The 24,532-nt window shown below is 72.2% G+C and carries 21 protein-coding genes; 9 read left to right on the forward strand and 12 right to left on the reverse strand.

What is annotated here, in order from left to right; translation table 11 throughout:
- Window positions 1-62 precede the first annotated feature (62 nt).
- Complete coding sequence (erpA, locus tag F1615_RS25140) at window positions 63-419, reverse strand: iron-sulfur cluster insertion protein ErpA (protein WP_073946606.1); 357 nt, start codon at window positions 417-419, stop codon at window positions 63-65.
- A gap of 286 nt (window positions 420-705) precedes the next feature.
- On the opposite strand from erpA, the gene nadA reads away from it, so the two are divergent.
- Window positions 706-1,890: a quinolinate synthase NadA gene (gene nadA / locus F1615_RS25150; protein ID WP_149551352.1), complete on the forward strand. Its 1,185-nt coding sequence runs from the start codon at window positions 706-708 to the stop codon at window positions 1,888-1,890.
- Between the two features lie 76 nt (window positions 1,891-1,966).
- On the opposite strand, the gene F1615_RS25155 is transcribed toward nadA, so the two are convergent.
- The 5 genes from F1615_RS25155 to F1615_RS25175 all read right to left on the reverse strand — a co-directional run bounded on the left by F1615_RS25155 (window position 1,967) and on the right by F1615_RS25175 (window position 8,399).
- Complete coding sequence (locus tag F1615_RS25155) at window positions 1,967-5,077, reverse strand: efflux RND transporter permease subunit (protein ID WP_149551353.1); 3,111 nt, start codon at window positions 5,075-5,077, stop codon at window positions 1,967-1,969.
- A 162-nt stretch (window positions 5,078-5,239) separates the two neighbouring features.
- Window positions 5,240-5,926: a response regulator gene (locus F1615_RS25160; RefSeq protein ID WP_149551354.1), complete on the reverse strand. Its 687-nt coding sequence runs from the start codon at window positions 5,924-5,926 to the stop codon at window positions 5,240-5,242.
- Between the two features lie 22 nt (window positions 5,927-5,948).
- Window positions 5,949-7,175 (reverse strand): sensor histidine kinase, encoded by a 1,227-nt coding sequence (locus F1615_RS25165; protein ID WP_149551355.1) that lies wholly within the window; start codon window positions 7,173-7,175, stop codon window positions 5,949-5,951.
- 136 nt (window positions 7,176-7,311) lie between these two features.
- The gene (gene pspAA / locus F1615_RS25170; protein ID WP_149551356.1) at window positions 7,312-7,593 is read right to left on the reverse strand and encodes a PspA-associated protein PspAA; all 282 of its coding nucleotides are present in this window, start codon (window positions 7,591-7,593) and stop codon (window positions 7,312-7,314) included.
- A gap of 20 nt (window positions 7,594-7,613) precedes the next feature.
- Window positions 7,614-8,399 carry a PspA/IM30 family protein gene (locus tag F1615_RS25175; RefSeq protein ID WP_280118907.1) on the reverse strand — a complete coding sequence of 262 codons (786 nt, stop codon included), beginning with the start codon at window positions 8,397-8,399 and terminating at the stop codon, window positions 7,614-7,616.
- 228 nt (window positions 8,400-8,627) lie between these two features.
- Here F1615_RS25175 and F1615_RS25185 point away from each other — a divergent pair, with 228 nt between their 5' ends.
- Entirely contained in the window at window positions 8,628-9,305 is a 678-nt protein-coding gene (locus F1615_RS25185) for a DUF3043 domain-containing protein (RefSeq protein ID WP_149551358.1), read from the forward strand.
- 83 nt (window positions 9,306-9,388) lie between these two features.
- Window positions 9,389-10,057, forward strand: a complete 669-nt coding sequence (locus F1615_RS25190; RefSeq protein ID WP_149551359.1) for a methyltransferase domain-containing protein — start codon at window positions 9,389-9,391, stop codon at window positions 10,055-10,057.
- A gap of 142 nt (window positions 10,058-10,199) precedes the next feature.
- Here the strand turns inward: F1615_RS25190 and F1615_RS25195 are convergent, their stop codons facing one another.
- Window positions 10,200-10,412 (reverse strand): hypothetical protein, encoded by a 213-nt coding sequence (locus F1615_RS25195; protein ID WP_149551360.1) that lies wholly within the window; start codon window positions 10,410-10,412, stop codon window positions 10,200-10,202.
- Between the two features lie 116 nt (window positions 10,413-10,528).
- On the opposite strand from F1615_RS25195, the gene F1615_RS25200 reads away from it, so the two are divergent.
- Entirely contained in the window at window positions 10,529-11,728 is a 1,200-nt protein-coding gene (locus F1615_RS25200; RefSeq protein WP_149551361.1) for a bifunctional adenosylcobinamide kinase/adenosylcobinamide-phosphate guanylyltransferase, read from the forward strand.
- Window positions 11,729-11,739: 11 nt separating this feature from the next.
- Here F1615_RS25200 and F1615_RS25205 read toward each other — a convergent pair whose 3' ends face one another.
- A complete protein-coding gene (locus F1615_RS25205; RefSeq protein ID WP_149551362.1) occupies window positions 11,740-12,783 on the reverse strand; it encodes a class I SAM-dependent methyltransferase in 1,044 nt (347 codons plus the stop codon).
- A 223-nt stretch (window positions 12,784-13,006) separates the two neighbouring features.
- On the opposite strand from F1615_RS25205, the gene cobT reads away from it, so the two are divergent.
- On the forward strand, window positions 13,007-14,074 hold the full coding sequence (gene cobT, locus F1615_RS25210; RefSeq protein ID WP_149551363.1) for a nicotinate-nucleotide--dimethylbenzimidazole phosphoribosyltransferase: 1,068 nt from the start codon (window positions 13,007-13,009) through the stop codon (window positions 14,072-14,074).
- Between the two features lie 229 nt (window positions 14,075-14,303).
- Here cobT and F1615_RS25215 read toward each other — a convergent pair whose 3' ends face one another.
- The gene (locus tag F1615_RS25215; RefSeq protein WP_149551364.1) at window positions 14,304-15,062 is read right to left on the reverse strand and encodes a hypothetical protein; all 759 of its coding nucleotides are present in this window, start codon (window positions 15,060-15,062) and stop codon (window positions 14,304-14,306) included.
- A gap of 69 nt (window positions 15,063-15,131) precedes the next feature.
- Here F1615_RS25215 and F1615_RS25220 point away from each other — a divergent pair, with 69 nt between their 5' ends.
- Window positions 15,132-15,935, forward strand: coding sequence for an adenosylcobinamide-GDP ribazoletransferase (locus tag F1615_RS25220; RefSeq protein ID WP_149551365.1), 804 nt, complete (start codon window positions 15,132-15,134; stop codon window positions 15,933-15,935).
- A 23-nt stretch (window positions 15,936-15,958) separates the two neighbouring features.
- Here F1615_RS25220 and F1615_RS25225 read toward each other — a convergent pair whose 3' ends face one another.
- The 3 genes from F1615_RS25225 to F1615_RS25235 all read right to left on the reverse strand — a co-directional run bounded on the left by F1615_RS25225 (window position 15,959) and on the right by F1615_RS25235 (window position 18,976).
- Window positions 15,959-16,300: a hypothetical protein gene (locus tag F1615_RS25225; RefSeq protein WP_149551429.1), complete on the reverse strand. Its 342-nt coding sequence runs from the start codon at window positions 16,298-16,300 to the stop codon at window positions 15,959-15,961.
- Window positions 16,301-16,328: 28 nt separating this feature from the next.
- A complete protein-coding gene (gene ctaD / locus F1615_RS25230) occupies window positions 16,329-18,056 on the reverse strand; it encodes a cytochrome c oxidase subunit I (RefSeq protein WP_244328833.1) in 1,728 nt (575 codons plus the stop codon).
- A gap of 119 nt (window positions 18,057-18,175) precedes the next feature.
- Window positions 18,176-18,976: an endo alpha-1,4 polygalactosaminidase gene (locus tag F1615_RS25235; protein ID WP_149551367.1), complete on the reverse strand. Its 801-nt coding sequence runs from the start codon at window positions 18,974-18,976 to the stop codon at window positions 18,176-18,178.
- Window positions 18,977-19,281: 305 nt separating this feature from the next.
- Between F1615_RS25235 and F1615_RS25240 the strand changes: the two genes are divergently transcribed.
- The 3 genes from F1615_RS25240 (at window position 19,282) to sucB (ending at window position 24,324) form a co-directional block, all read left to right on the forward strand.
- Window positions 19,282-20,823 carry a leucyl aminopeptidase gene (locus F1615_RS25240; RefSeq protein ID WP_149551368.1) on the forward strand — a complete coding sequence of 514 codons (1,542 nt, stop codon included), beginning with the start codon at window positions 19,282-19,284 and terminating at the stop codon, window positions 20,821-20,823.
- 228 nt (window positions 20,824-21,051) lie between these two features.
- The gene (gene lpdA / locus F1615_RS25245; protein ID WP_167533850.1) at window positions 21,052-22,440 is read left to right on the forward strand and encodes a dihydrolipoyl dehydrogenase; all 1,389 of its coding nucleotides are present in this window, start codon (window positions 21,052-21,054) and stop codon (window positions 22,438-22,440) included.
- A gap of 60 nt (window positions 22,441-22,500) precedes the next feature.
- On the forward strand, window positions 22,501-24,324 hold the full coding sequence (sucB, locus tag F1615_RS25250) for a 2-oxoglutarate dehydrogenase, E2 component, dihydrolipoamide succinyltransferase (RefSeq protein ID WP_149551369.1): 1,824 nt from the start codon (window positions 22,501-22,503) through the stop codon (window positions 24,322-24,324).
- Window positions 24,325-24,532 lie beyond the last annotated feature (208 nt).

Below are 24,532 nucleotides of genomic sequence, written 5' to 3' on the forward strand. Positions count from 1 at the left end.
GCGGCGGCCCTGTCGGAGGGGGCCGCCGCCTTCGTCGCGTGCTGCCGGGGAAAGGTCCCGGCTCAGCTGAAGGAGTCGCCGCAGGCGCAGGAGCCGGTGGCGTTCGGGTTGTCGATCGTGAAGCCCTGCTTCTCGATGGTGTCGACGAAGTCGATGGTGGCGCCGCCCAGGTACGGAGCGCTCATGCGGTCGGTGACGACCTTCACACCGTCGAAGTCCTTCTCCACGTCACCGTCGAGCGAACGCTCGTCGAAGAAGAGCTGGTAGCGCAGGCCGGAGCAGCCACCGGGCTGGACGGCCACACGCAGGGCGAGGTCGTCACGGCCTTCCTGGTCGAGCAGGGCCTTGACCTTGGACGCGGCGGCGTCGGTCAGAACGATGCCGTCGGTGACGGTGGTGGTCTCGTCCGATACGGACATCTACATCTCTCCCGGGTTGTACGGAGACTGCTTGCCGACGATTGCAACCGGCGGGACCGCGGATTCATTCCGGGCCGGGCGCGTGTCTTCCTCGCCTCCCTCCTCATGCTCGCACACGCCGTGCGGAGCGGAAACCGGCTCCCGCGGGGCCTTCCGGGAATGAACCGGTGCCCGCCGGGATTCACGTCACATGGACGCTATGGCCGTCGTCAAACTGACGTGAACCGGTTATGATAGATAGCGTCATTTCGACGAGAAGTCGCCAGAAACAGAAAGGGTGCGTGCCGTGACCACCGCCCAGACCCGGGAGCTCGACGTACAGCCGACGCCCCTCGCCCTGCTGCTCCTCGGCCGTGAGGCCGACCCCAGGAGCGAGCGCGGTGTGGAGTGTCCCGGCGACCTCCCCTCGCCGTCCGACCCGGACCTGGTGGAGCGCGCCCGCGCCGCCAAGGAGAAGCTCGGGGACAAGGTCTTCGTGCTCGGCCACCACTACCAGCGCGACGAGGTCATCCAGTTCGCCGACGTCACGGGCGACTCCTTCAAGCTGGCACGGGACGCCGCCGCGCGCCCGCAGGCCGAGTACATCGTCTTCTGTGGTGTGCACTTCATGGCCGAGTCGGCGGACATCCTCACGGGCGACGAGCAGAAGGTCGTCCTGCCCGACCTGGCGGCCGGCTGCTCCATGGCCGACATGGCCACCGCCGAGCAGGTCGCCGAGTGCTGGGACGTGCTGACCGAGGCCGGGGTGGCCGAGCAGGTCGTCCCCGTCTCGTACATGAACTCCTCCGCCGACATCAAGGCCTTCACGGGCAAGCACGGCGGCACGATCTGCACCTCCTCCAACGCCAGGCGGGCCCTCGACTGGGCCTTCGAACAGGGCGAGAAGGTCCTGTTCCTCCCCGACCAGCACCTGGGCCGCAACACGGCGGTGCGGGACATGGGGATGTCCCTGGAGGACTGCGTCGTCTACAACCCGCACAAGCCGAACGGCGGGCTGACGGCCGACGAGCTGCGCGCGGCGAAGATGATCCTGTGGCGCGGCCACTGCTCGGTGCACGGCCGGTTCAGCCTCGACTCGGTCAACGACGTGCGCGAGCGCATACCGGGTGTGAACGTGCTGGTGCACCCGGAGTGCAAGCACGAGGTCGTGGCCGCCGCGGACCACGTCGGCTCGACGGAGTACATCATCAAGACGCTGGAGGCGGCGCCGGCCGGCTCCAAGTGGGCCATCGGCACCGAGCTCAACCTCGTACGGCGTCTGGCGAACCGTTTCGCGTCCGAGGGCAAGGAGATCGTCTTCCTCGACAAGACGGTCTGTTTCTGCTCCACCATGAACCGCATCGACCTCCCCCACCTGGTGTGGGCCCTGGAGTCCCTCGCCGAGGGCAACCTGGTCAACCGCATCGAGGTGGACAAGGAGACGGAGGCGTTCGCGAAGCTGGCGCTGGAGCGGATGCTGGCGCTGCCGTAGGGCAGGCACGTGAAGGGGCGCCCCGTGCGTGCACGGGGCGCCCCTTCGTCGTACGGGAAGGTCGTACGGACGGACGTCAGACCTGGGCCGGCTCGGGCTCCTGCGACGGCTGCGCGGACCCGCCCTTCTTCGCGGCGCGCTTCTTCGCGCGGCGCTCCTTGCGCAGCTCCAGCATCGCGTAGAGCGTCGGCACCAGCAGCAGGGTCAGCAGCGTCGACGTGATCAGACCGCCGATCACCACCACGGCCAGCGGCTGGGCGATGAAGCCGCCCTCGCCGGTGACGCCGAGCGCCATCGGCAGCAGGGCGAAGATCGTCGCCAGGGCCGTCATCAGGATCGGCCGCAGACGGTGGCGGCCGCCCTCCAGCACCGCCTCGACGACGCCGTGGCCCCGCGCGCGGTACTGGTTGATCAGGTCGATCAGCACGATCGCATTGGTGACCACGATGCCGATGAGCATCAGCATGCCGATCATCGCCGGGACGCCCATCGGGGTGCCGGTGACCAGCAGCAGGCCGATGGCGCCGGTCGCCGCGAACGGGATGGACACCAGCAGGATCAGCGGCTGGACGAGCGACCGGAAGGTGCCGACCAGCAGCATGAAGACGATCGCGATCGCGGCCAGCATGGCCAGGCCCAGGTTGAGGAACGCCTCGTCCTGGTCCTCGGAGACACCGCCGATCTCCGCCGTCGCGCCCGCCGGGAGCGTCAGCGAGTCGATCTTCGACTGGAGGTCCGCGCTCACCGCGCCCGTGTTGTCCCCGGTCGGCTTCGCGGTGATGGTGGCCGCGCGCTGACCGTCGATCCGGGTCATGGAGACGGGACCGTCCACCACCTCGACCGTGGCGACGTCACTCAGCTTCACCGGGCCCAGGCGCAGGTTCTTCAGCTCGTCCACCGTGGTGGCCGGCTTCGCCGAGCGGATGACGACGTCGCGCTCGGTGTCGTCGAGGACCGCCTTGGCGGCCGGGGTGCCGCGCACCGCCTGGGCGACGGCCGCGCCGAGGGTCTGGTCGTCGAACCCGGCCGCGGCGGCCTTGTCGCCCGCCTTCACGGAGATGCGGGGCACGCTCTGCGCCAGGTCGCTGCTGACGTCCGTGACGTCGTCCAGGGAGGCGACCGCGTCGCGCACCTGGTCCGCCGCCTTGCGCAGCACCTGCGCGTCGGCCGCCTTGACGACCACGCTCAGGTCCTGGCTGCCGAAGCCGTCACCGGCCGCGATCGTGGTGGTGCCGATGCCGTCGAGCTCCCCGAGGCCCTTCTCGATGCGGTCCTGCACGTCCTGCGAGGACGCGGAGTCCTCCAGCATCACCTGGTACGTGGCCTGGTTGGTGTCCGTACCGCCGCCGAAGGCCGCCATGAAGCCGGACGAGCCGACCGTCACCTGGTAGTCCTCGACGCCCTCGGTGTCGCCGAGCAGCTTCTCGACCTTCTCCGCCTGGGCGTCGGTCGCCGCCAGGCTGGCGCCGGGCTTCAGCTCCTGCCGGACGGTGAGGACCTGCTGCTCGCCCGGGTCGAAGAAGTTGGTCTTGAGCAGCGGCGCCATGGCGAAGGTGCCGATCAGGACGACGACCGCGATGGCCACACTGGTCAGCCTGCGCCGGGTGGCGAAGCGCAGCACCGGGACGTAGAGGCGCTGGAGGCGGCTCCTGGCCTCCTTCTCCTCCGCGATCCTGCGCGCCTCCTCGGCGTCCTCCGGGGTGCCCTTCGGGGGGCGCAGGAACCAGTACGACAGCACCGGGACGACCGTCAGCGACACCAGCAGGGACGCCAGCAGCGCCGCCGTGACGGTGAGGCTGAACGAGCCGAACAGCTCGCCCACCATGCCGCCGACCAGGCCGATCGGCAGGAACACGGCAACGGTGGTGAGCGTCGAGGACGTCACCGCGCCCGCCACCTCGCGCACCGCGTTCATGATCGCCGAGTGGCGCTCCTCGCCGTAGCCGAGGTGACGCTTGATGTTCTCCAGGACGACGATGGAGTCGTCCACGACCCGGCCGATGGCGATGGTCAGGGCGCCCAGCGTCAGCATGTTCAGCGACAGGTCGCGCGTCCACAGCACGATCAGGGCCAGGACCACGGACAGCGGGATGGACACGGCCGTGACCAGGGTGGAGCGGACCGACGCCAGGAAGACCAGGATCACCAGGACGGCGAAGAGCAGGCCGAGCGCGCCCTCGGTGGTCAGGCCGTCGATGGCCTTGGCCACGGCCGGGCCCTGGTCGCTGACGACGGTCAGCGTGGCGCCGTCACCCAGGTCCTCGCGCAGCTCGGGAAGCTTGTCCTGGACGGCGTCGGAGATGGCGACCGCGCTGCCGTCGTGGTCCATGGTCGCCATCACGGCGAGGCTGGGCCTGCCGTTGGTGCGGGTGAGGGAGTCGGACCTGGACTCCTCCTCCTTCACGGTGGCGACGTCACCGAGGCGGACCGGCTTGCCCTTGCCCGGCTCGCCGGTGACCATCAGGTCCTCGATCTGCTTCAGCGAGGTGAAACCGCCGCCCACCTGGACGGTGCGGTTGGCGCCGCCCTCGTCGAAGGAGCCGGCCGGCACGGTCGCGCCGCCCGCCTGGAGGGCCCCCGACAGCGACTGCGCGGTGAGACCCGCCTTCGCCAGCTTCGCGGTGTCCGGGGTGACGGTGACCTGGAGGTCGCGTACGCCGTCCACCATCACCTGGCCGACGCCGTCGATGTTCTCCAGCGCGGGCACCACGGTCCGGTCCAGCTCGTCGGCGAGCGCCTGCTGGTCCTTGCCCGAGGTGACCGCGAGCACCACGGTCGGGATGTCGTCGGTGGAGCCGGCGACGACCTGCGGGTCGACATCGTCCGGGAGGCGGGCGCCGGCCCGGTTGACGGCCTGCTGGACGTCGGCGACGAGCTGCTGGGTGTTGTTGCCGTAGTCGAAGGACGCCATGATCACGGCGTTGCCCTCGCTCGCCGTCGAGGTGACGCCCGAGATGCCGTCGACGGCCTCCAGGCTGTCCTCGATGGGTCCGACGACCTGCGACTCGACCACGTCCGGGGACGCGCCCTGGTACGGGGCGATCACGGACACCATGGGCAGTTCGATGGTCGGCAGCAGCTGCTGCTTGAGCTGGGGTATCGCGATCGCCCCGAAGACGAGCGCGATGATCGACATCAGTCCGATCAGCGCTCGTTGCGCGAGGCTGAATCTGGACAGCCAGGACATGGTCAGGATCTCTTTTCCGTGGAGCGGCAGAAGTCCGGGAGCCGGGCGCGCGCGAGTGGGCGCCCGCTCTACACCCTGGGCCATCGATGAGGGCCGATCCGTAGACCCGAGGTCCAATTCCTTATACGGCGCATACTCCCGCCGCAGTACGCCCCGTGCGGCTCACTCCACCCTCGGACGGACCAGCCCCGACTCGTAGGCGACGACCACCAGCTGGGCCCGGTCACGGGCGCCCAGCTTGGCCATGGCGCGGTTGACGTGGGTCTTCACGGTCAGCGGGCTGACTTCGAGGCGTTCGGCGATCTCGTCGTTGGAGTGCCCGCCCGCCACCTGGACCAGGACCTCGCGCTCGCGCACCGTGAGCGACTCGAGCCGTTCGGCTCGGGCCGGGTCCCGGTCGGCGTCGCCGCCCGGTCCCTCCTGGGCGAGGAAGCGGGCGATCAGGCCCTTGGTGGCCACCGGGGACAGCAGGGCCTCCCCCTCGGCGGCAATCCGGATGGCGTTCAGCATCTCCTCGGGCTCGGAGCCCTTGCCGAGGAAGCCGGACGCGCCGGCCCGCAGGGACTGCACGACGTAGTCGTCGACCTCGAAGGTCGTCAGTATCACCACCCGGACCCCGGCGAGTTCGGGGTCCGCACCGATCATGCGGGTGGCGGCGAGACCGTCGGTGCCGGGCATCCGGATGTCCATGAGGACGACGTCGGCGCGCTGCTCCCGGGCCAGCCGGACCGCCTCCGCGCCGTCGGACGCCTCCCCCACCACCTCCATGTCCGGCTCGGAGTCGACGAGCACCCGGAAGGCGCTGCGCAGCAGTGCCTGGTCGTCGGCGAGCAGGACACGGATCGTCATACGGGCTCCAGCGGCGCGGTGGTCACGGGTGGCCGTCCTCGGCTGCGGACGTGCGGGTCTTGACGGGAAGGATCGCATGGACGCGGAAACCGCCGCCGTAGCGGGGACCGGTGGTGAGGGTGCCGCGCAGGGCGGTGACGCGCTCGCGCATGCCGAGCAGTCCGTGCCCGCCGCCGGGGGCCTCCTCCTCGTGGTCCTCGCCGCTGCCGTCGTCCAGGACGGTGATCTCGATGTGCGGTCCCACGCGTACGACGCTGACCTCGGCCCGCGCCTCGGTGCCTGCGTGCTTCTGCACGTTGGTCAGGGCCTCCTGGACGATGCGGTAGGCGGCCAGGTCGACGGCGGCGGGGAGCTCGGTGTCCTGGTCGGTGCGGGCGACCTCGACGCGCAGTCCGGCGCTGCGGAACGTCCCGGCGAGCTCGTCGAGACGTTCCAGGCCGGGCGCGGGCTCGGTGGGCGCCTCGGGGTCGCCGGACTGGCGCAGCAGCCCGACGGTTGCGCGCAGCTCGCCCAGCGCGGAGCGGCTGGCCTCGCGGACGTGGGCGAGGGCCTCCTTGGCCTGGTCGGGCCGCCTGTCCATGACGTGGGCTGCGACTCCGGCCTGGACGTTGACCAGGGCGATGTGGTGCGCGACCACGTCGTGCAGGTCGCGGGCGATGCGCAGGCGTTCCTCGGCGACCCGGCGGCGGGCCTCCTCCTCACGGGTGCGCTCGGCCCGTTCGGCGCGCTCCCGGATCGCCTGGACGAAGGCGCGGCGGCTGCGGACGGCGTCCCCGGCGGTGGCGCCGATACCGGTCCAGGCGAAGATCGCCAGGTTCTCCTGGGCGTACCAGGGCAGGGGGCCGACCGCCATCGCGGTGCCGGTGAGGACGGTCATGGTGAGCAGGCCGATCCGCCAGGTGGTGGGGCGGTCCGTGGTGGAGGCGACGGTGTAGAGCGCGACGACGGCGCACATGACGACGGGGGCGCGGGGGTCGCCGGTGACGGACTCGGCCACGGAGGCGCCGCCGGCCAGCGCGAGCACCGTACGGGGGGCGCGGCGGCGGAAGACGAGCGCGGCGGCGCCGAGGGTCATGAGGACCAGGCTGAGCGGGTCGGGGGTACGCAGTTCCCAGTCGACGCCCTCGGGGCCGTGCGGTTCGACGAAGGAGCCGGCGACCATGCACACGAGGACGCCCGCGGCCAGGGCCGCGTCCAGCGCGAAGGGGTGCGCCCGGAGCCGGCACCGGGCGCGTTGCAGGGTGCTCACGGGGGTTCACGGTAGCCGGGGCGCCGGCCACTCGGGGCTGTGCCCCCAGACCCCCCTTCGGCCCTGAACGGTCCTCGCCCTCACACTCCCCCGGAGGGGATCCCCCCGGACGGGCTGTTCGTCCGGCCGGCACCGGTCAACTGCCCGGGATGAGGCCGTCGTCGGTCAGCAGCTCCTTGACCTCCTCCAGGGTGGCGTCCGGAGACGGCAGGATCAGGTCGGAGGGCTCCAGGGACTCGTCCGGCAGCGGCTCGCCGAGTTCGTGGACCTTGGCCAGCAGCGCCTGCAAGGTCGTACGGAAGCCCGGCCCGTCGCCGTTCTCCATCTCGGCGAGCAGTTCCTCGTCCAGCTCGTTCAGTTCGGCGAGCCGGCTCTCGGCCAGCGTCACCTGCCCCTCCCCCATGATCCGTACGATCATGTCGCCCTCCTCGGCGTGGGCTACTGCTTGTCGAAGCGCGGGGTGTCCTGCGGCTGCTGCCGGGGCTGCTGCGACGCGTCGCCGCCCTCGATGGCCTGGCGGTCACCGGTGCCGCCGCCGGCCAGCTCGGCCTTCATCCGCTGCAGTTCCAGCTCTACATCCGTACCACCGGAGAGCCGGTCCAGCTCGGCCTGGATGTCGTCCTTGTGCATTCCGGACTGGTCGTCCAGGGCCCCGGAGGCGAGCAGTTCGTCGATCGCGCCGGCCCGCGCCTGGAGCTGGGCGGTCTTGTCCTCGGCCCGCTGGATCGCCAGTCCGACGTCGCCCATCTCCTCGGAGATGCCGGAGAAGGCCTCGCCGATCCGGGTCTGTGCCTGGGCGGCGGTGTAGGTGGCCTTGATGGTCTCCTTCTTGGTGCGGAAGGCGTCCACCTTGGCCTGGAGGCGCTGGGCCGCGAGGGTGAGCTTCTCCTCCTCGCCCTGGAGCGTGGCGTGCTGCGTCTCCAGGTCCGTCACCTGCTGCTGGAGCGCGGCGCGGCGGGAGAGCGCCTCGCGCGCCAGGTCCTCGCGGCCGAGCGCGAGCGCCTTGCGGCCCTGGTCCTCCAGCTTGCCCGACTGGGACTGGAGCTGGTTGAGCTGGAGCTCCAGCCGCTTGCGGGAAGTCGCCACGTCGGCGACGCCGCGGCGGACCTTCTGGAGCAGCTCCAGCTGCTTCTGGTACGAGTAATCGAGGGTCTCGCGCGGGTCCTCGGCCCGGTCAAGGGCCTTGTTCGCCTTCGCGCGGAAGATCATCCCCATACGCTTCATGACACCGCTCATGGGCTTCGCGCGCCCCCTTCTGACCGACTCCAGCTCCAGCACCTGCGACAGAACCCACAGTACGGGCCCTGCATCCATTACCGCACTGTTCGGGGACGGATGCGCTCATCCCCAAGGACGACTGAGTCCCCTTCCGATCCGGCGTAGGGAGTAGGTGGTCCCCGGGGCCGGCCGGCCGGCCCACCCGGAGACCCGCACAACGTCCCCTCTGTCCTTTTGGAGACGTCCGGTGTTGCCGGATCGTTCCCCAAGGGGCTGGGGTCCAACCCCGGGCACCCCGTACCCTTGGGTTTTGTGTTCCGAAGCCGTGCCAAGGAAGAGAAGGCACCGGTCGCCGACAAGGCGATGGTGACCGACTCCAAGCAGACCCGTCACCCGGAGGCCCCCAAGGGCCGCCCCACACCCAAGCGCAGCGTGGCCCAGTCGCAGCGCCGCAGCGTGGCCAACACGTCGATGACGCGCAAGGAGGCCGCCAAGCGGCAGCGTGAGGAGCGCCGTGCCGCGCTGGAGCGCCAGCGCCAGGCGCTGGCCAGCGGCGACGAGCGCTATCTGCCCGCCCGTGACAAGGGGCCGGTGCGCCGGTTCGCGCGCGACTTCGTGGACTCGCGGTTCAACATCGCGGAGTACTTCCTGCCGATGGCCGTGGTCATCCTGGTCCTGAGCATGGTCCAGGTGCCCCAGCTGCAGAACGTCGCGCTGCTGCTGTGGCTGGTGGTCATCGTGATGATCGTGCTCGACTCGTTCGTGACCGGGTTCCGGCTGAAGAAGCGGCTGGCCGAGCGCTTCCCCGACGACAGCCGGCGCGGAGCGGTGGCCTACGCCCTGATGCGCTCGCTCCAGATGCGCCGGCTGCGCCTGCCCAAGCCCCAGGTCAAGCGCGGGGAGCGGCCCTGAGCACCACGCCGTTCGCCGACGGCGCGGCTCCGGACCTGCTGAGCGGGCTCGGCGGTCTGCGCGACGCCGTCCGGCAGGAGCTGGTGGCCCGCCAGCTGGAGGAGCAGATAGTCGGGCGCTTCCCCGTCGGACGGCGGCTTCGGGTGCTCGACGTGGGCATGGGCCGGGGTGCGCAGGCGCTCCGGCTGGCCCGGGCCGGTCACCACGTGACCGGCGTCGAACAGGACGCGGCGATGATCGCCACCGCGCGGGAGGCGCTGGCCGGGCAACCGGAGGGCATCCGGGAGCGGATGCGGATCATCGAGGGCCAGGCCGGGGACACCGGCGTGCACTTCCTGCCGGGCAGCTTCGACGTGGTGCTGTGTCATGGCGTGCTCATGGACGTCGAGGAGCCGGACGCGCTGCTGGCGGGCGTGGCCAGGATGCTGGCGCACGGCGGGCTGCTGTCCCTGCTGGTGCGCAACGACGACGCGCCGGCGATGCGGCCGGGTCTGTCCGGCGACTGGGCCGGGGCGCTGGCGGGCTTCCGCACGGCGGCGTACGGGCTGAAGCGGCTGACGTCGACCCTCGCGGGGATCGGGGCGCCGCTGCACACCTGGTACGGCGTGCGGGTCTTCACCGACACGGCGGCGGACGACGCGCCGCTCCCGCACGACCTGGACGCCCTGCTGGCGGTCGAGGAGCGCGCCGGCCGCACGGACCCCTACCGGGGGGTGGCGGCCCTGCTGCACCTGTGCGGGGTGCGGGGCTGAGACCCCGGCTCCGGACGGCGGGACTTCTTCCCGCCCCCGCCGTCCCTTCCCGTCCCTGAGGGCTCCGCCCCCAGACCCCTTCAGCGCGGTTCCCCGCGCCCCTGGAGGGGCACGGGGAACCGCGCGGGTGACCCCGGAGGGCTCACACCTCTTCCGCGTGGAGGCTCATCGGGCCGTAGATCTCCGTGGTGTCCTCCAGCAGTCGTACCTGGTCGGCGCCGCCCTCCGCGAGGGCCTTCCAGTTCTCCCCGATCCAGGACTCGGCGTCCCCCTGTGTGGGGAACTCCTCCGGCGGCACCGCGGGCTCGACCTGCGTCCCGTCGGCCTTCTCGAACCGCCACGTCCATGCCGCCATGTACGCCTCCCATGGGTATGACCACACTGCACGACAGAAGCCGGATCTCGGTCCGGCTCCTGACCAAGAGCGTAGTCGGACGGGCAGCGCCTGTGGGGGCGGGTGAGAATCGGGGCGTGGAACTGACTCTGCTCGGCACCGGTGCCCCCGCGGGACTCCCCCGCCCCGACTGTCCCTGCGCCGCGTGCGCGTCCGCGCTCGGTGCGGACGCGCGGGCGGCCACCTCGCTGCTCGTGGACGGGGCGCTGCTGCTCGACCTCACGCCGGGCGCGGCGTTCGCGGCCGCCCGTGCGGGGCGTTCGCTGGGCGGCGTGCGCCAGGTGCTGCTGTCGCACCCGCACGACGGCCCCGCGGTCGAGGTGCCGGCCGGGCTGCCGCAGCCGGGACGGGTGCCGGACAGACGGGAGTTGGCGCTGCTGACGGGCCATCGGGTGCGGGCGGTGGCGCTGGACGCGCCCGGCACCGGGTACGCGGTGACCGGTCCGGACGGGCAGCGGCTGCTGTACCTCCCGCCGGGCGGGGCGCCTGCCGGGCTGGAACGGCCGGCCGAGCCGTACGCCATGGTGCTGCTGGACGTCGTGGGGCGCCCGGACGCGCTGGCGAGGCTGCGGGAGGTGGGCGCGGCCGGCCCGACCACGGATGTCGTCGCCGTCCACCTGGACCACGACGTGCCGCCGGGCGCGGAGTCGCGGCGCCGGCTCGCGGCGGCGGGGGCGCGTGCCGTGCCGGACGGGACCACGCTGGAGGTGGGCGCCTACGAGGACGTGCCCGACGTGCCGCGGCGGACGCTGGTGCTGGGCGGGGCCCGTTCGGGCAAGTCGGTGGAGGCCGAGCGGCGGCTGGAGTCGTTCCCGGAGGTGCTGTACGTGGCGACCGGCGGGTCGCGCAACGGGGACACCGAGTGGGCGGCGCGGGTGTCGGCGCATCAGGAGCGGCGGCCGGGGTCGTGGCGGACCGTCGAGACGTGCGATCTGGTGCCGCTGCTGAAGGACGTCGGGCCGCCGCTGCTGGTGGACTGCCTGTCGTTGTGGCTGACGGACGCGATGGACTCCGTGGGCGCGTGGGACGACGCGGAGTGGGCGGACGGCGGGGAGCGGGCGCTGCGGGAGCGGGCGCGGGCGCTGACGGACGCGGTGCGCGAGACCCGGCGGACGGTGGTCGCGGTGTCCAACGAGGTGGGTTCGGGCATCGTGCCCGCCACCGCGTCCGGCCGCCGGTACCGGGACGAACTGGGGCGGCTGAACGCGGCGTTCGCGCAGGAGTGCGAGCAGGTGCTGCTGGTGGTGGCCGGGCAGGCCGTCGTCCTGCGGGGGTGACCGCGGCCCGGTCACGGCTTGCGCGCGATGATCCGGTAGGCGTTGGCGAACGGGCTGTGGCGCACCACGGGCGCCAGGGCCAGGTCGGTCACCGCCGCTGCGACCACCAGCGGGGTGCCCGCGCGGAGCAGCACCGTGCGCAGGTGCCGCTGGAACGCGGCCGGCGGGACGGCACGCCAGGGGGTGTCCGGGGCGGGCAGGGCGTGGGAGAGGGCGAGGGCGGCCAGTCCGGCCAGGTCGTGCGGTACGTGGGCGGCCCGGTGCCCGGCCGTGACGAGCGCGCAGCCGCGTTCCTCGAGCTCGGCGCGGAGGTTGCGCTGGGGCATCAGGTGCAGCCGGCGGGGCTGGTCGTAGGGCAGCCACCAGCGGCCGAACAGGGTGGCGAACGCGCAGCGCGGGTCCGGGGTCTCGATGAGCAGATGGCCGCCGGGGCGCAGGGCGTCGAGGGCCGCGTGGAGTTCCGCGCGGGGGTCCGTGGTGTGTTCCAGGTGGTGCAGCAGGCTGACCACGTCGTAGCGGCCGGCCAGCCGGGCCTTGACCCGCGGGTCGGTCAGCGGCCCGATGTGCGCCTCGTCGACGCGGCCGAGCGCACGGGCCTTCTCGACGCGCGCGGTGAGGTCGGTGCCGTCGAAGGCGGTGTAGGGGAAGAACTCCCGCGCGGTCCGCGGGAAGCGGGCGAGTCCGGTGCCGACGTCCAGCCAGCTCTCCGGTTCGCCGAAGGGAAGCATCGCGCGGGCTGCCGCGCGGCGGCGGTGCCGTGCGGCGTGCAGGGCGAGCACGCGTTCGGTGGCGGGATCACGGGGGGCGCCACGCACGGCCCGCCGGTGGAAGGCCAGGCCCTCGGCGGTGAGGCGGGGGTTCTGGAAGGTGTGTCCGCAGTCCCGGCACTCGTCGACGGTGAACAGGCCGGGCCGGTGCCGGCGCAGGTCACCGGTTCTCAGCCGGTTGCGCAGCCGCGCGGAGCCGCACCAGGGGCAGTCCGCGCGACGCGGCTCGTGCACCCGGGCGGAGCCGTGGGGGGCGGGGATCGCGGTGGCTGGGGTGGGCGCGGACATGGGCGGCTCCCGGCGTGAGGGCGTTCGGCGCGGAGGTGGTGCGCGGGCGGGCGCGGGGCAGGGCGGACCGTCGGACGATGTCCGGCAATCAGAGCAAAACGTTACGTAGGGGATGGCCTTCCGGTGTGGATCGGCGCCGGGGCGGCGTGGTGGGGGTGAGACCGTGTGCGCGGGGCTGACCGGTGCCGCGTGGGGTTCGATCAGTGCCGGTACTGTTCGGCGAATGAGCTCGCTTGATATCGACGACTTCACCGATCTGATCGAGCGTCCGGACGGCGGGGTGCGCCGCGACGCGGAGGCGCACCGGGAGCGCCGGGTCGTGCCGCCCGGATCGCTGGGCCGTCTCGACGACCTGGGTGAGTGGCTGGCGGCGGCGCAGTCCGCGGTGCCGGTGCGGCCGATCGAGCGGCCGCGGGTGGTGCTCTTCGCGGGCGATCACGGGATCGCCGAACTGGGCGTCTCCGCGCGGCCCGCGGGCAGCGCCGTGGAACTGGTGCGGGAGGTGCTGGCGGGCGGCCGTCCGGTGTCCGTGCTGGCGCGGCGGCTCGGCGTGCCGGTGCGGGTGGTCGACATGGCCCTGGACTGCGACCCCGGGGAGCTGCCCGAGGACGTCGTGCGGCACCGGGTGCGGCGGGGCAGCGGGCGCATCGACATCGAGGACGCGCTGAGCCCGGAGGAGGCCGAGGCGGCGTTCCGCGCGGGGATGGCCGTGGCCGACGAGGAGGCCGACTCGGGTACGGATCTGGTGGTGCTCGGCGACGTGAGCGTGGGCGGGACCACCGCGGCGGGTGTGCTGGTGGCCGCGCTGTGCGGGACGGACGCGTCGGTGGTGACCGGGCGCGGGGGGCTGGCGATCGACGACCTGGCGTGGATGCGCAAGTGCGCGGCGATCCGTGACGCGCTGCGGCGGGCGCGGCCGGTGCTGGGCGACCAGTTGCGGCTGCTGGCGACGGTGGGCGGGGCCGACCTGACCGCGATGACGGGGTTCCTGCTGCAGGCCGCGGTGCGGAAGACGCCGGTCGTGCTGGACGGGGTCGTGACGGCGGCGTGCGCGCTGGTGGCGCAGCGGGTGGCGTTCCGGTCGCCGGACTGGTGGCTGGCGGCGCACGCGAGCGGGGAGCCGGGGCAGGCGAAGGCGCTGGACCGGATGGCGCTGGAGCCGCTGCTGTCCCAGGGGGTCACCGTGGGCGAGGGCACGGGGGCGCTCCTGGCCCTTCCGCTGGTGCAGTCGGCGGCGGCGCTGGCGGCGGAGCTGCCGGAACGTCCGGCGGAGCCGGTGAAGTCCGCGTGACCGAGGGGCGGGGGGTGTGGGGTGGTTCCGGGTTTTCCTCGCCCCCGCCGCCCCTTGCCGTCCCGTCCTCCAGGGGCGCTGCCCCTTCGACCCCGACGTGCGGGTGGGTGGGGGTTGTTCGCGCGGTTCCCCGCGCCCCTGAGGGGCGCTGTCCCTGACCCCCACGTGCGGGTGAGCGGGGGGTGCTCGCGCCGTTCCCCGCGCCCCTGAGGGGCTCTGGGGCGGTTGGTCATCCTCGCTCCAGGGCACGCGGCGGGTCGGGTTTGCCGCCGATCCAGTCCTGGAAGGCCCGGCGGGGCCCGGACCACCGCCGGTCGTGGTGGTAGGCCCGCAGGATGGCCCTGGCCCGCGCCCGGGGCCGCCGCCGGTAGAAGCGCTTGGCCCAGGGAGATCCCGGCCGGGCCAGCCGCAGCGAGCCGACCAGCGCCACGGCCGGGATGATCACCCCGAAGACGGCGATCCGCGCCTTGCCCTTGCTCAGCGCGATCAGCGAGAAGAGGAAGTTCACGCCGACGCTCCCGGCGACGCCCGCGCGGTTCTGGAGTTCGTCCTCTGACAGGTCGTTGACGCCGAACGGCGTGAAGCCGGCCAGCAGCAGTCCGACCAGCGCGGCGGTGAGGACCACCATCTCCACGCTCTTGCGCCCGGCCTCGGTCCAGTAGACGTCGTCCAGGTGCAGGACGAGCGCGAACTCGTCCAGGACCAGTCCCGCGCCGATACCGAAGATCACCGCGCTGACCGCCGAGCCGAAGCCGTGCCGGCCGGCCGCCACCGCGCCGAAGCCGCCGATCACGATGAGGATGACCCCGGGCACCACGTGGTGGATGTGCACCGCGCCGGCCGTGACGTTGCCGAAGGGCCCTTTGCCGGCCCGGATCAGACGGGTGATGACCCGGGTGACCACGAAGGTGAGGACGAAGGAGGCCAGCGCGAGGAGCAGCGGCAGCTTGCCCGGCTCGATGATGTTCCGGTCCAGCCAATGTCCCATATGGGCACTTTATCCACAGCTGTCGCGGGCGCCTCGGCGACCGCACGGTGAGCCGGGTAATCTGCGCCGGTGCCCGCGCCCTCCTCCCCCGAGCCCTCCGCGTCCCCCGCCGACGGCCTCCGCTTCGCCTTCGGCACGCTCACCGTGCTCCCGGTCCGGATCACCCGCTGGGACCGGCCGGCCGCACGGGCCGGGATGCTGTGCGCGCCCCTGGCCGGGCTGGCGGTCGGCACCGCGGCCGCGGTCATGGGACTCCTGCTGCTGCTCCTCGGCGCGGGCGCGCTGCTCGCCGCCGTCGCCACGGTCGCCGTACCGGCCGTCCTGACCCGGGGGCTGCATCTCGACGGGCTCGCCGACACCGCGGACGGGCTCGGCAGCGCCAAGCCCGCCGGGGACGCGCTGCGGATCATGAAGCAGTCGGACATCGGCCCGTTCGGTGTGCTCACCCTGGTCCTCGTCCTGCTGGCGCAGGTGGCCGCGCTGGCGCAGGCGTACGGCCACGACTGGGCGCGGGGCGCGTGCGCCGCCGTCGTGGCGGCGGTCGCGGCACGGCTCGCGCTCACCCTGGCCGCCCGTACCGGTGTACCGCCCGCCCGGCCGGAGGGACTGGGCGCGGCGGTCGCGGGGACGGTGCCGGTGGCGGGCGCGGTGGCCGCCGTGCTCGCGGTCGCCGGGTTCGCGGCGGCCGGGAGCGCGTTCCTGGGGGCGTACGACGTCCTGCGTGCCGTGCTCGCGGTGGTGCTGGCCGTCGCCGCGGCCGAACTGCTGCTGCGGCACTGCGTCCGCCGTTTCGGCGGGGTGACCGGCGATGTGTTCGGCGGCCTCGCGGAGACCGCGGCGACGACCGCGCTCGTCGTGTCCTGCCTGGGCTGAGGACCGGCTCGGCAGCCGGTGCGTCAGGACCGGCTGAGGACGGCGGCGATCGCCGTGCCGGCGCCGCTCGCCACCGCCAGGAGCGCCAGGGCGACACAGCGCGCCCGTAGCCGCCGGTAGCGGGTCTCGTACTCGACGCGCAGCTCGGCCGCCCGTTCGCAGATCCGCTCCAGTGCGGCGCGGGAGGCGGCGATCCGGTCGGCCCGGTACACGCGTTCCACCTCCTCGCGCTGCGCGGTCGTCAGCCAGGGCAGCTCCCCGGTGAACCGGTCGGCCCGGCGCCGGGCCTCCTCCACCTCGGCCGCCCACAGGAGGTGGCCCTCGAGCCGGTTCAGGCCGAGGGCGCTGTCCTGACGGGGGTTCACACGCACCTCACGCTCCCGGGCCGTGTCCTCATCGCTGTTTGTCACCGGGGGCCACCGTCACGGAAGCCTGGGGGTGGTTCTCGAGGTCGTCCAGCGCGGCGATGTCCGGGTGGTGCAGGTCGAACGCCGGGGACTCGCTGCGGATCCGCGGCAGGGTGACGAAGTTGTGCCGCGGGGGCGGGCAGGAGGTCGCCCACTCCAGGGAGCGGCCGTAGCCCCACGGGTCGTCGACGCCGACCGGCTCGTGGTACCTGGCGGTCTTCCAGATGTTGTAGAAGAACGGCAGGAGCGACAGGCCGAGCAGGAACGAGGCGATCGTCGACACGGTGTTCAGCGCGGTGAAGCCGTCGGCCGCGAGGTAGTCCGCGTACCGGCGCGGCATGCCCTCGGCACCCAGCCAGTGCTGGACGAGGAAGGTGCCGTGGAAGCCCACGAACAGCGTCCAGAAGGTGATCTTGCCGAGCCGCTCGTCGAGCATCTTGCCGGTGAACTTCGGCCACCAGTAGTGGAAGCCGGCGAACATCGCGAAGACCACGGTGCCGAAGACGACGTAGTGGAAGTGCGCCACCACGAAGTACGAGTCCGTGACGTGGAAGTCCAGCGGCGGCGAGGCCAGCAGGACGCCGGTCAGACCACCGAAGAGGAAGGTGACCAGGAAGCCCAGCGTCCAGAGCATGGGCGTCTCGAAGGACAGCGAACTCTTCCACATGGTGCCGATCCAGTTGAAGAACTTCACACCGGTCGGGACCGCGATCAGGAAGGACATGAACGAGAAGAACGGCAGCATGACCGCGCCGGTGGCGAACATGTGGTGCGCCCACACGGTCACCGACAGGCCCGTGATCGCGATGGTCGCGCCGACCAGGCCCATGTAGCCGAAGATCGGCTTGCGGGCGAAGACCGGGATGATCTCGGAGACGATGCCGAAGAAGGGCAGCGCGATGATGTACACCTCGGGATGGCCGAAGAACCAGAACAGGTGCTGCCACAGCACCGGCCCGCCGTTGGCCGCGTTGTAGATCTGCGCGCCGAACCTGCGGTCGGCCTCCAGCGCGAACAGCGCCGCCGCCAGCACCGGGAAGGCGAGCAGGATCAGCACACCGGTCAGCAGCACGTTCCAGGTGAAGATCGGCATGCGGAACATCGTCATGCCCGGAGCGCGCATGCAGATGATCGTGGTGATGAAGTTGACCGCACCCAGGATGGTTCCGAAGCCGGAGAACGCCAGGCCCATGATCCACAGGTCGCCGCCGAGACCCGGCGAGTAGGTGTCGGTCGACAGCGGGGTGTAGGCGAACCAGCCGAAGCCGGCCGCCCCGTTGGGGGTGAGGAAGCCGCTGACCGCGACCAGCGAGCCGAACAGGTAGAGCCAGTAGGCGAACATGTTCAGCCGCGGGAACGCCACGTCGGGCGCGCCGATCTGCAGCGGCATGATCCAGTTCGCGAAACCGGCGAACAGCGGCGTCGCGAACATCAGCAGCATGATCACGCCGTGCATCGTGAACGACTGGTTGTACTGCTCGTTCGACACGATCTGCAGACCCGGCCGGGCCAGCTCGGCGCGCATGACCAGCGCCAGGATCCCGCCCAGGACGAAGAACCCGAACGACGTCACCAGATACAGCGTGCCGATCGTCTTGTGGTCCGTGGTCGTCAGCCACTTCACCACGACGTTGCCCGGACGTCTGCGCCGTACGGGCAGCTCGTCCTCGTAGGTCTCCTCGTCGAGTGAGCCCACTGTGCTCTTGTCCGCCACGGTCCACGTCCTCCTACGGGCTCGGGGGGAGTTCCCAAGGCAGCATGACGGGACGACGAGCCGCTGTGGCCGAAGCCGGGCGCCGTGGCGCGCTTTGCCACTCGGCATTCGGGTGACGCTCAGCAGGCCCGGCGCCAGGCGTCCAGTGCGTACCGCTTGAGCAGCGAACTCAGCTCCAGGCGCCGGGAGTCGGCGCAGAATCGGCCGGTGGGCAACTCGTACTCGACGTGGAAGACGGCCTTGCCCGCGTCGACGAACGGCGTCAACTCGTCGCATTCACCGTACTGGGCGCACTGCTCGTTGACGGCGAAGTCGAAGTCGTCGACCAGCTCCGGGATCTGGTCCAGGTCGTTCTTCAGCCCGACGGCCAGTCCCCGCTCGTGGGCGAGCCGGGCGACGAGGCGGTTGTAGCGGAGCTGGTCGCCGGCGGTGAGGGGGAATCCGGTGCGGTTGCGGTAGCCGTCCATGTTGTCCGGCTCCACCGCGTCGAAGCCCTTGTCGCGGCACATGTCGAGGCGCTCCGCCATGATCGGCTCCAGTACGTCGACGCGGCGGATGTCGAGCCAGCGCTCGCCCTCCCAGCCGTTGCCGCGGCCGATCACGGCCCTCGGGAAGTCGTCGGCGTCCGGGCGGAAGTCCTCCCAGGCGCCGGTGGACAGGTAGCAGATGACCTTGCGGCCGTCGCGGTGCAGCCGAGCGACCGTCTCCCCGGAGTGGTCGAAGCCGTCGATGTCGTAGACCGGCACGTCGACGGAGGTGTCGAGCCGCCCGCTGAGCTGCCACTGCCAGTCGGTGCCCGGCCGGGGCCGCCAGCGGTCGCCGGGCGGTGCCTTCGCGTCCGGCTCGGGCGCGGTGGCGCAGGCCGCCGGCAGCAGGGCGGCCAGGGCGAGCAGTGTGACAAGCAGGGAGGGTCGTCTCACCGGGCGTTCTCCAGGAGGACAGGCCGGCGGCGTGGCCGGCGCGCAGGGACTTCAAGGATGATCGTGGCGGCCCGGCGGTGCGGCAACGGGGTCCCGGACATGGCCACCACGTCACCGGAAGGTGAACCCCCGCAGGAATGAGCGGACGCACGTACGCGCGTAGTCTCGTCCCGAGTGTTCGCCGCACCGGGGAAGGCCCCGGCGGGACCGCACCCGCACAGCGCCATTAGGGTCGGCTGCCGGGCCCGGTCGACCCACACCTTTCGGCCACAGCAACTTCACATCGGAAGCGAGATTTCACCACCGTGACTGCTCTCACTCTCAGCACCGCCGCGGTCCCCGGCCTGCGGGCCGACGCGATCGTGATCGGTGTCGCCAAGGGCTCTGCCGCCAAGCCCGCAGGCCCCATCGTCGCGCCGGGCGCCGAGGCCGTGGACCAGGCGTACGACGGCAAGCTGGCCGGCGTCCTGGAGACTCTCGGCGCGTCCGGTGCCGAGGGCGAGGTGACGAAGCTCCCCGCGCCGGCCGGTTTCAAGGCGCCGCTCGTGGTGGCGGTGGGCCTCGGCGCCCAGCCCGGGAAGGACTCCGGCTACGACACCGAGGCGCTGCGCAAGGCGGCCGGTGCGGCCGCCCGCGCCCTCGCCGGTGCCAAGAAGGCCGCGTTCGCCCTGCCCCTGACCGAGGCCGCCGACGCCGGCGCGGTCGCCGAGGGCGTCGTGCTCGGCGCGTACTCCTTCGACGCCTACAAGGACAACGGCGGCTCCGCCAAGAACGGCAGGAACGGCAAGGCCCCGCTCGCCGAGGCCGCGCTGCTCGGCGGCAAGCCCCGCGACAAGGCGTACAAGGCCGCCGTCGAGCGCGCCACCGCCGTCGCCGAGGAGCTCAACCGCGCCCGCGACCTGATCAACATGCCGCCGAACGACCTCAACCCGGAGGCGTTCGCGGCCATCGCCCAGGCCGCGGCCAAGGAGCACGGCCTCAAGGTGCAGGTGCTCGACGAGAAGGCCCTCGCCAAGGGCGGATACGGCGGCATCCTCGGGGTCGGCGCCGGATCGGCGTCCGGCCCGCGCCTGGTGAAGCTGTCGTACACGTCGTCCAAGGCCAGGAAGCACCTCGCCCTGGTCGGCAAGGGCATCACCTACGACTCGGGCGGCATCTCGCTGAAGCCGGCCGGCCACAACGAGACGATGAAGTGCGACATGAGCGGTGCCGCCGCCGTGTTCGCCGCGGTCGTGGCCGCCGCCCGACTGGGCCTGGAGGTCAACGTCACCGGCTGGCTGGCGCTGGCCGAGAACATGCCGTCGGGTTCGGCGACGCGCCCCGGTGACGTGCTGCGCATGTTCAGCGGCAAGACGGTCGAGGTGCTCAACACCGACGCCGAGGGCCGCCTGGTCCTCGCGGACGCGCTGTGGGCCGCCTCGCAGGAGAAGCCGGACGCGATCGTGGACGTCGCGACCCTGACCGGCGCGATGGTGCTCGCGCTGGGCAACCGCACGTTCGGGATCATGGCGAACGACGACGCGTTCCGCTCCGCGGTGCACGAGGCCGCCGAGGAGGCCGGCGAGCCGGCCTGGCAGATGCCGCTGCCGGAGCACCTGCGCAAGGGGATGGACTCGCCCACCGCCGACATCGCCAACATGGGAGAGCGGATGGGCGGCGGGCTGGTCGCCGGCCTGTTCCTGCGCGAGTTCGTCGGCGAGGGCATCACCTGGGCCCACCTCGACATCGCGGGTCCGGCCTTCAATGACGGCGGCCCGTTCGGGTACACGCCCAAGGGCGGTACGGGCTCGGGGGTGCGCACGCTGGTCCGCCTGGCGGAGCGGGCCGCCGCCGGCGACCTGAGCTGACGATTCCTTCCGCCGACGGGGCCTCGCACGCGGGTAGGGCGACGCCCCGTCAGCGGAAGTGGGACGTCTCACACCACGGCCCCGCGTCTCGTACGGTCCCGACAAGTGCGAGGATAGGGCTCGGCAGGACAGGGCCCCACCTAAGGGCCGAGAACAATGAGCGGCCGGACACCAGCCGCCGACCGGTCACTGGAGACCGGCGTGGCGCACATGCATGGAGGACGTGACGTGGCGAACGACGCCAGCACCGTTTTCGACCTAGTGATCCTCGGCGGTGGCAGCGGTGGGTACGCCGCGGCCCTGCGCGGGGCTCAGCTGGGCCTGGACGTCGCCCTGATCGAGAAGGGCAAGGTCGGCGGTACCTGCCTGCACAACGGCTGCATCCCCACGAAGGCCCTGCTGCACGCGGGCGAGATCGCCGACCAGGCCCGCGAGAGCGAGCAGTTCGGTGTGAAGGCCACCTTCGAGGGCATCGACATGGCGGCCGTCCACAAGTACAAGGACGACGTGATCGCGGGCCTGTACAAGGGCCTGCAGGGGCTGATCGCCTCCCGCAAGGTCACCTACATCGAGGGCGAGGGCCGGCTGTCCTCGCCCACTTCCGTCGACGTGAACGGTCAGCGGGTCCAGGGCCGCCACATCCTGCTGGCGACCGGCTCCGTGCCGAAGTCGCTGCCGGGCCTGGAGATCGACGGCGACCGCATCATCTCCTCCGACCACGCCCTGGTCCTGGACCGCGTGCCGAAGTCCGCGATCGTCCTGGGCGGCGGCGTCATCGGTGTCGAGTTCGCGTCCGCGTGGAAGTCCTTCGGTGCCGACGTCACCGTCATCGAGGGTCTGAAGCACCTCGTCCCGGTCGAGGACGAGAACAGCTCGAAGCTGCTCGAGCGCGCGTTCCGCAAGCGCGGCATCAAGTTCAACCTGGGCACCTTCTTCCAGAAGGCCGAGTACACCCAGGACGGTGTGAAGGTCACCCTGGCGGACGGCAAGGAGTTCGAGGCGGAGGTCCTGCTCGTCGCCGTCGGCCGCGGCCCGGTCTCCCAGGGCCTGGGCTACGAGGAGGCCGGGGTCGCCATGGACCGCGGCTACGTCCTGGTCGACGAGTACATGCGCACCAACGTCCCGACCGTCTCCGCCGTGGGTGACCTCGTCCCGACGCTCCAGCTCGCGCACGTCGGCTTCGCCGAGGGCATCCTGGTGGCGGAGCGCCTGGCGGGTCTGAAGACCGTTCCGATCGACTACGACGGTGTCCCGCGGGTGACGTACTGCCACCCGGAGGTCGCCTCCGTCGGCATCACCGAGGCCAAGGCCAAGGAGATCTACGGCGCGGACAAGGTCGTCGCTCTGAAGTACAACCTGGCGGGCAACGGTAAGAGCAAGATCCTGAAGACCGCGGGCGAGATCAAGCTCGTCCAGGTCAAGGACGGTGCGGTGGTCGGCGTCCACATGGTCGGCGACCGCATGGGCGAGCAGGTCGGCGAGGCCCAGCTGATCTACAACTGGGAGGCGCTGCCGGCCGAGGTGGCCCAGCTCGTCCATGCCCACCCGACGCAGAACGAGGCGATGGGCGAGGCGCACCTGGCGCTGGCCGGAAAGCCCCTCCACTCCCACGACTGACGCCTCGGTCACCGGGCGCGACGACACAGACTTCCGCACTTCTAAGGAGCAACCGAAACCATGGCGGTTTCCGTAACCCTTCCGGCGCTCGGCGAGAGCGTCACCGAGGGCACTGTCACCCGCTGGCTGAAGGCCGAGGGCGAGCGCGTCGAGGCCGACGAGCCGCTGCTCGAGGTCTCCACCGACAAGGTCGACACCGAGATCCCTTCGCCGGCCTCCGGCGTGCTGTCCTCCATCAAGGTCGCCGAGGACGAGACGGTCGAGGTCGGCGCCGAGCTGGCCCTGATCGACGACGGCTCCGGCGCCCCCGCGGCCGCCCCGGCACCCGCCGCCGAGCAGGCTCCGGCCGCCGAGCAGGCCGCACCGCCGGCTCCCGAGCCGCAGCCGCAGGCCGAGCCGTCCACCGAGCAGCCCGCCCCGGCTCCGGCGCCCAGCGCCGAGGCCGCGGCCGGCGGCGGCTCCGCGCAGGGCACGGACGTGGTCCTGCCCGCGCTCGGCGAGTCCGTCACCGAGGGCACCGTCACCCGCTGGCTGAAGTCGGTCGGTGACACCGTCGAGGCCGACGAGCCGCTGCTGGAGGTGTCGACGGACAAGGTCGACACCGAGATCCCGGCACCCGCGTCCGGCACGCTGCTGGAGATCGTCGTCGCCGAGGACGAGACGGCCGAGGTCGGCGCCAAGCTCGCCGTGATCGGCGAGGCCGGGGCCGCTCCGGCCGCCGCCCCCGCCCCGGCCGCTCCCGAGGCCCCGGCGCAGCCCGCGCCCGCCCCGGCCCCGGCCGCCCCGGCTCCCGCTCCGGCACCGGCTCCCGCCCCGGCCCCGACTCCCGCCCCGGCTCCGGCTCCGGCTCCGGCTCCGGCTCCGCAGCAGGCCGCTCCGGCTCCGGCCGCCCCGGCTCCTGCCCCGCAGGCGCCCGCGGCTCCGGCCGCCGCTCCGGCCGCCGCCCAGGCCACGGACGAGGGCGCCTACGTCACCCCGCTGGTGCGCAAGCTCGCCGCCGAGAACGGCGTCGACCTGTCCGCCGTCAAGGGCACCGGCGTCGGCGGCCGCATCCGCAAGCAGGACGTCATCGCCGCCGCCGAGGCCGCGAAGGCCGCGGCTCCGGCCGCCGCCGCTGCCGCCGCGCCCGCCGCGAAGAAGGCCCCCGCCCTGGAGGCCTCCCCGCTGCGCGGTCAGACCGTGAAGATGCCGCGGATCCGCAAGGTCATCGGCGACAACATGGTCAAGGCCCTGCACGAGCAGGCCCAGCTGTCCTCGGTGGTCGAGGTCGACGTCACCCGCCTGATGAAGCTGCGCGCCCGCGCCAAGGACGCGTTCGCGGCACGTGAGGGCGTCAAGCTCTCCCCGATGCCGTTCTTCGTCAAGGCCGCGGCCCAGGCGCTGAAGGCCCACGCGCCGGTCAACGCCAAGATCAACGAGGCCGAGGGGACCATCACCTACTTCGACACCGAGAACATCGGTATCGCGGTGGACTCCGAGAAGGGCCTGATGACCCCGGTCATCAAGAACGCCGGCGACCTCAACCTCGCCGGTATCGCCAAGGCCACGGCCGAGCTGGCGGGCAAGGTCCGCGGCAACAAGATCACCCCGGACGAGCTGTCCGGCGCGACCTTCACCATCAGCAACACCGGTTCGCGCGGCGCGCTGTTCGACACGATCATCGTGCCTCCGGGCCAGGTCGCGATCCTCGGCATCGGCGCCACGGTCAAGCGCCCGGCCGTCATCGAGACCGAGGAGGGCACGGTCATCGGCGTCCGCGACATGACCTACCTGACCCTCTCGTACGACCACCGCCTGGTGGACGGTGCCGACGCCGCCCGCTACCTGACGGCGGTCAAGGCGATCCTGGAGGCAGGCGAGTTCGAGGTCGAGCTCGGTCTGTGACCGGCGTGAGCCGCGGCTGAGCCGCGGTCGTCGACACGGTCGTACGGTGCCCCCGTCCGGAAGTCCATCGCGGCTCTCCGGGCGGGGGCACCGGCGTATGGAGCGTGTAAGTCTCGTCTCACCTGGGCGAAAGCGCCCCTGTGCGCCCTTCCGGCGCGGGCTGACGGCCGTATTGTCTAAGCGTCAAAGCCCCCCGGGGGCCCGCGGG

The organism is Streptomyces marokkonensis, from assembly GCF_008312835.1.
Taxonomy (GTDB): Bacteria; Actinomycetota; Actinomycetes; order Streptomycetales; family Streptomycetaceae; genus Streptomyces; species Streptomyces marokkonensis_A.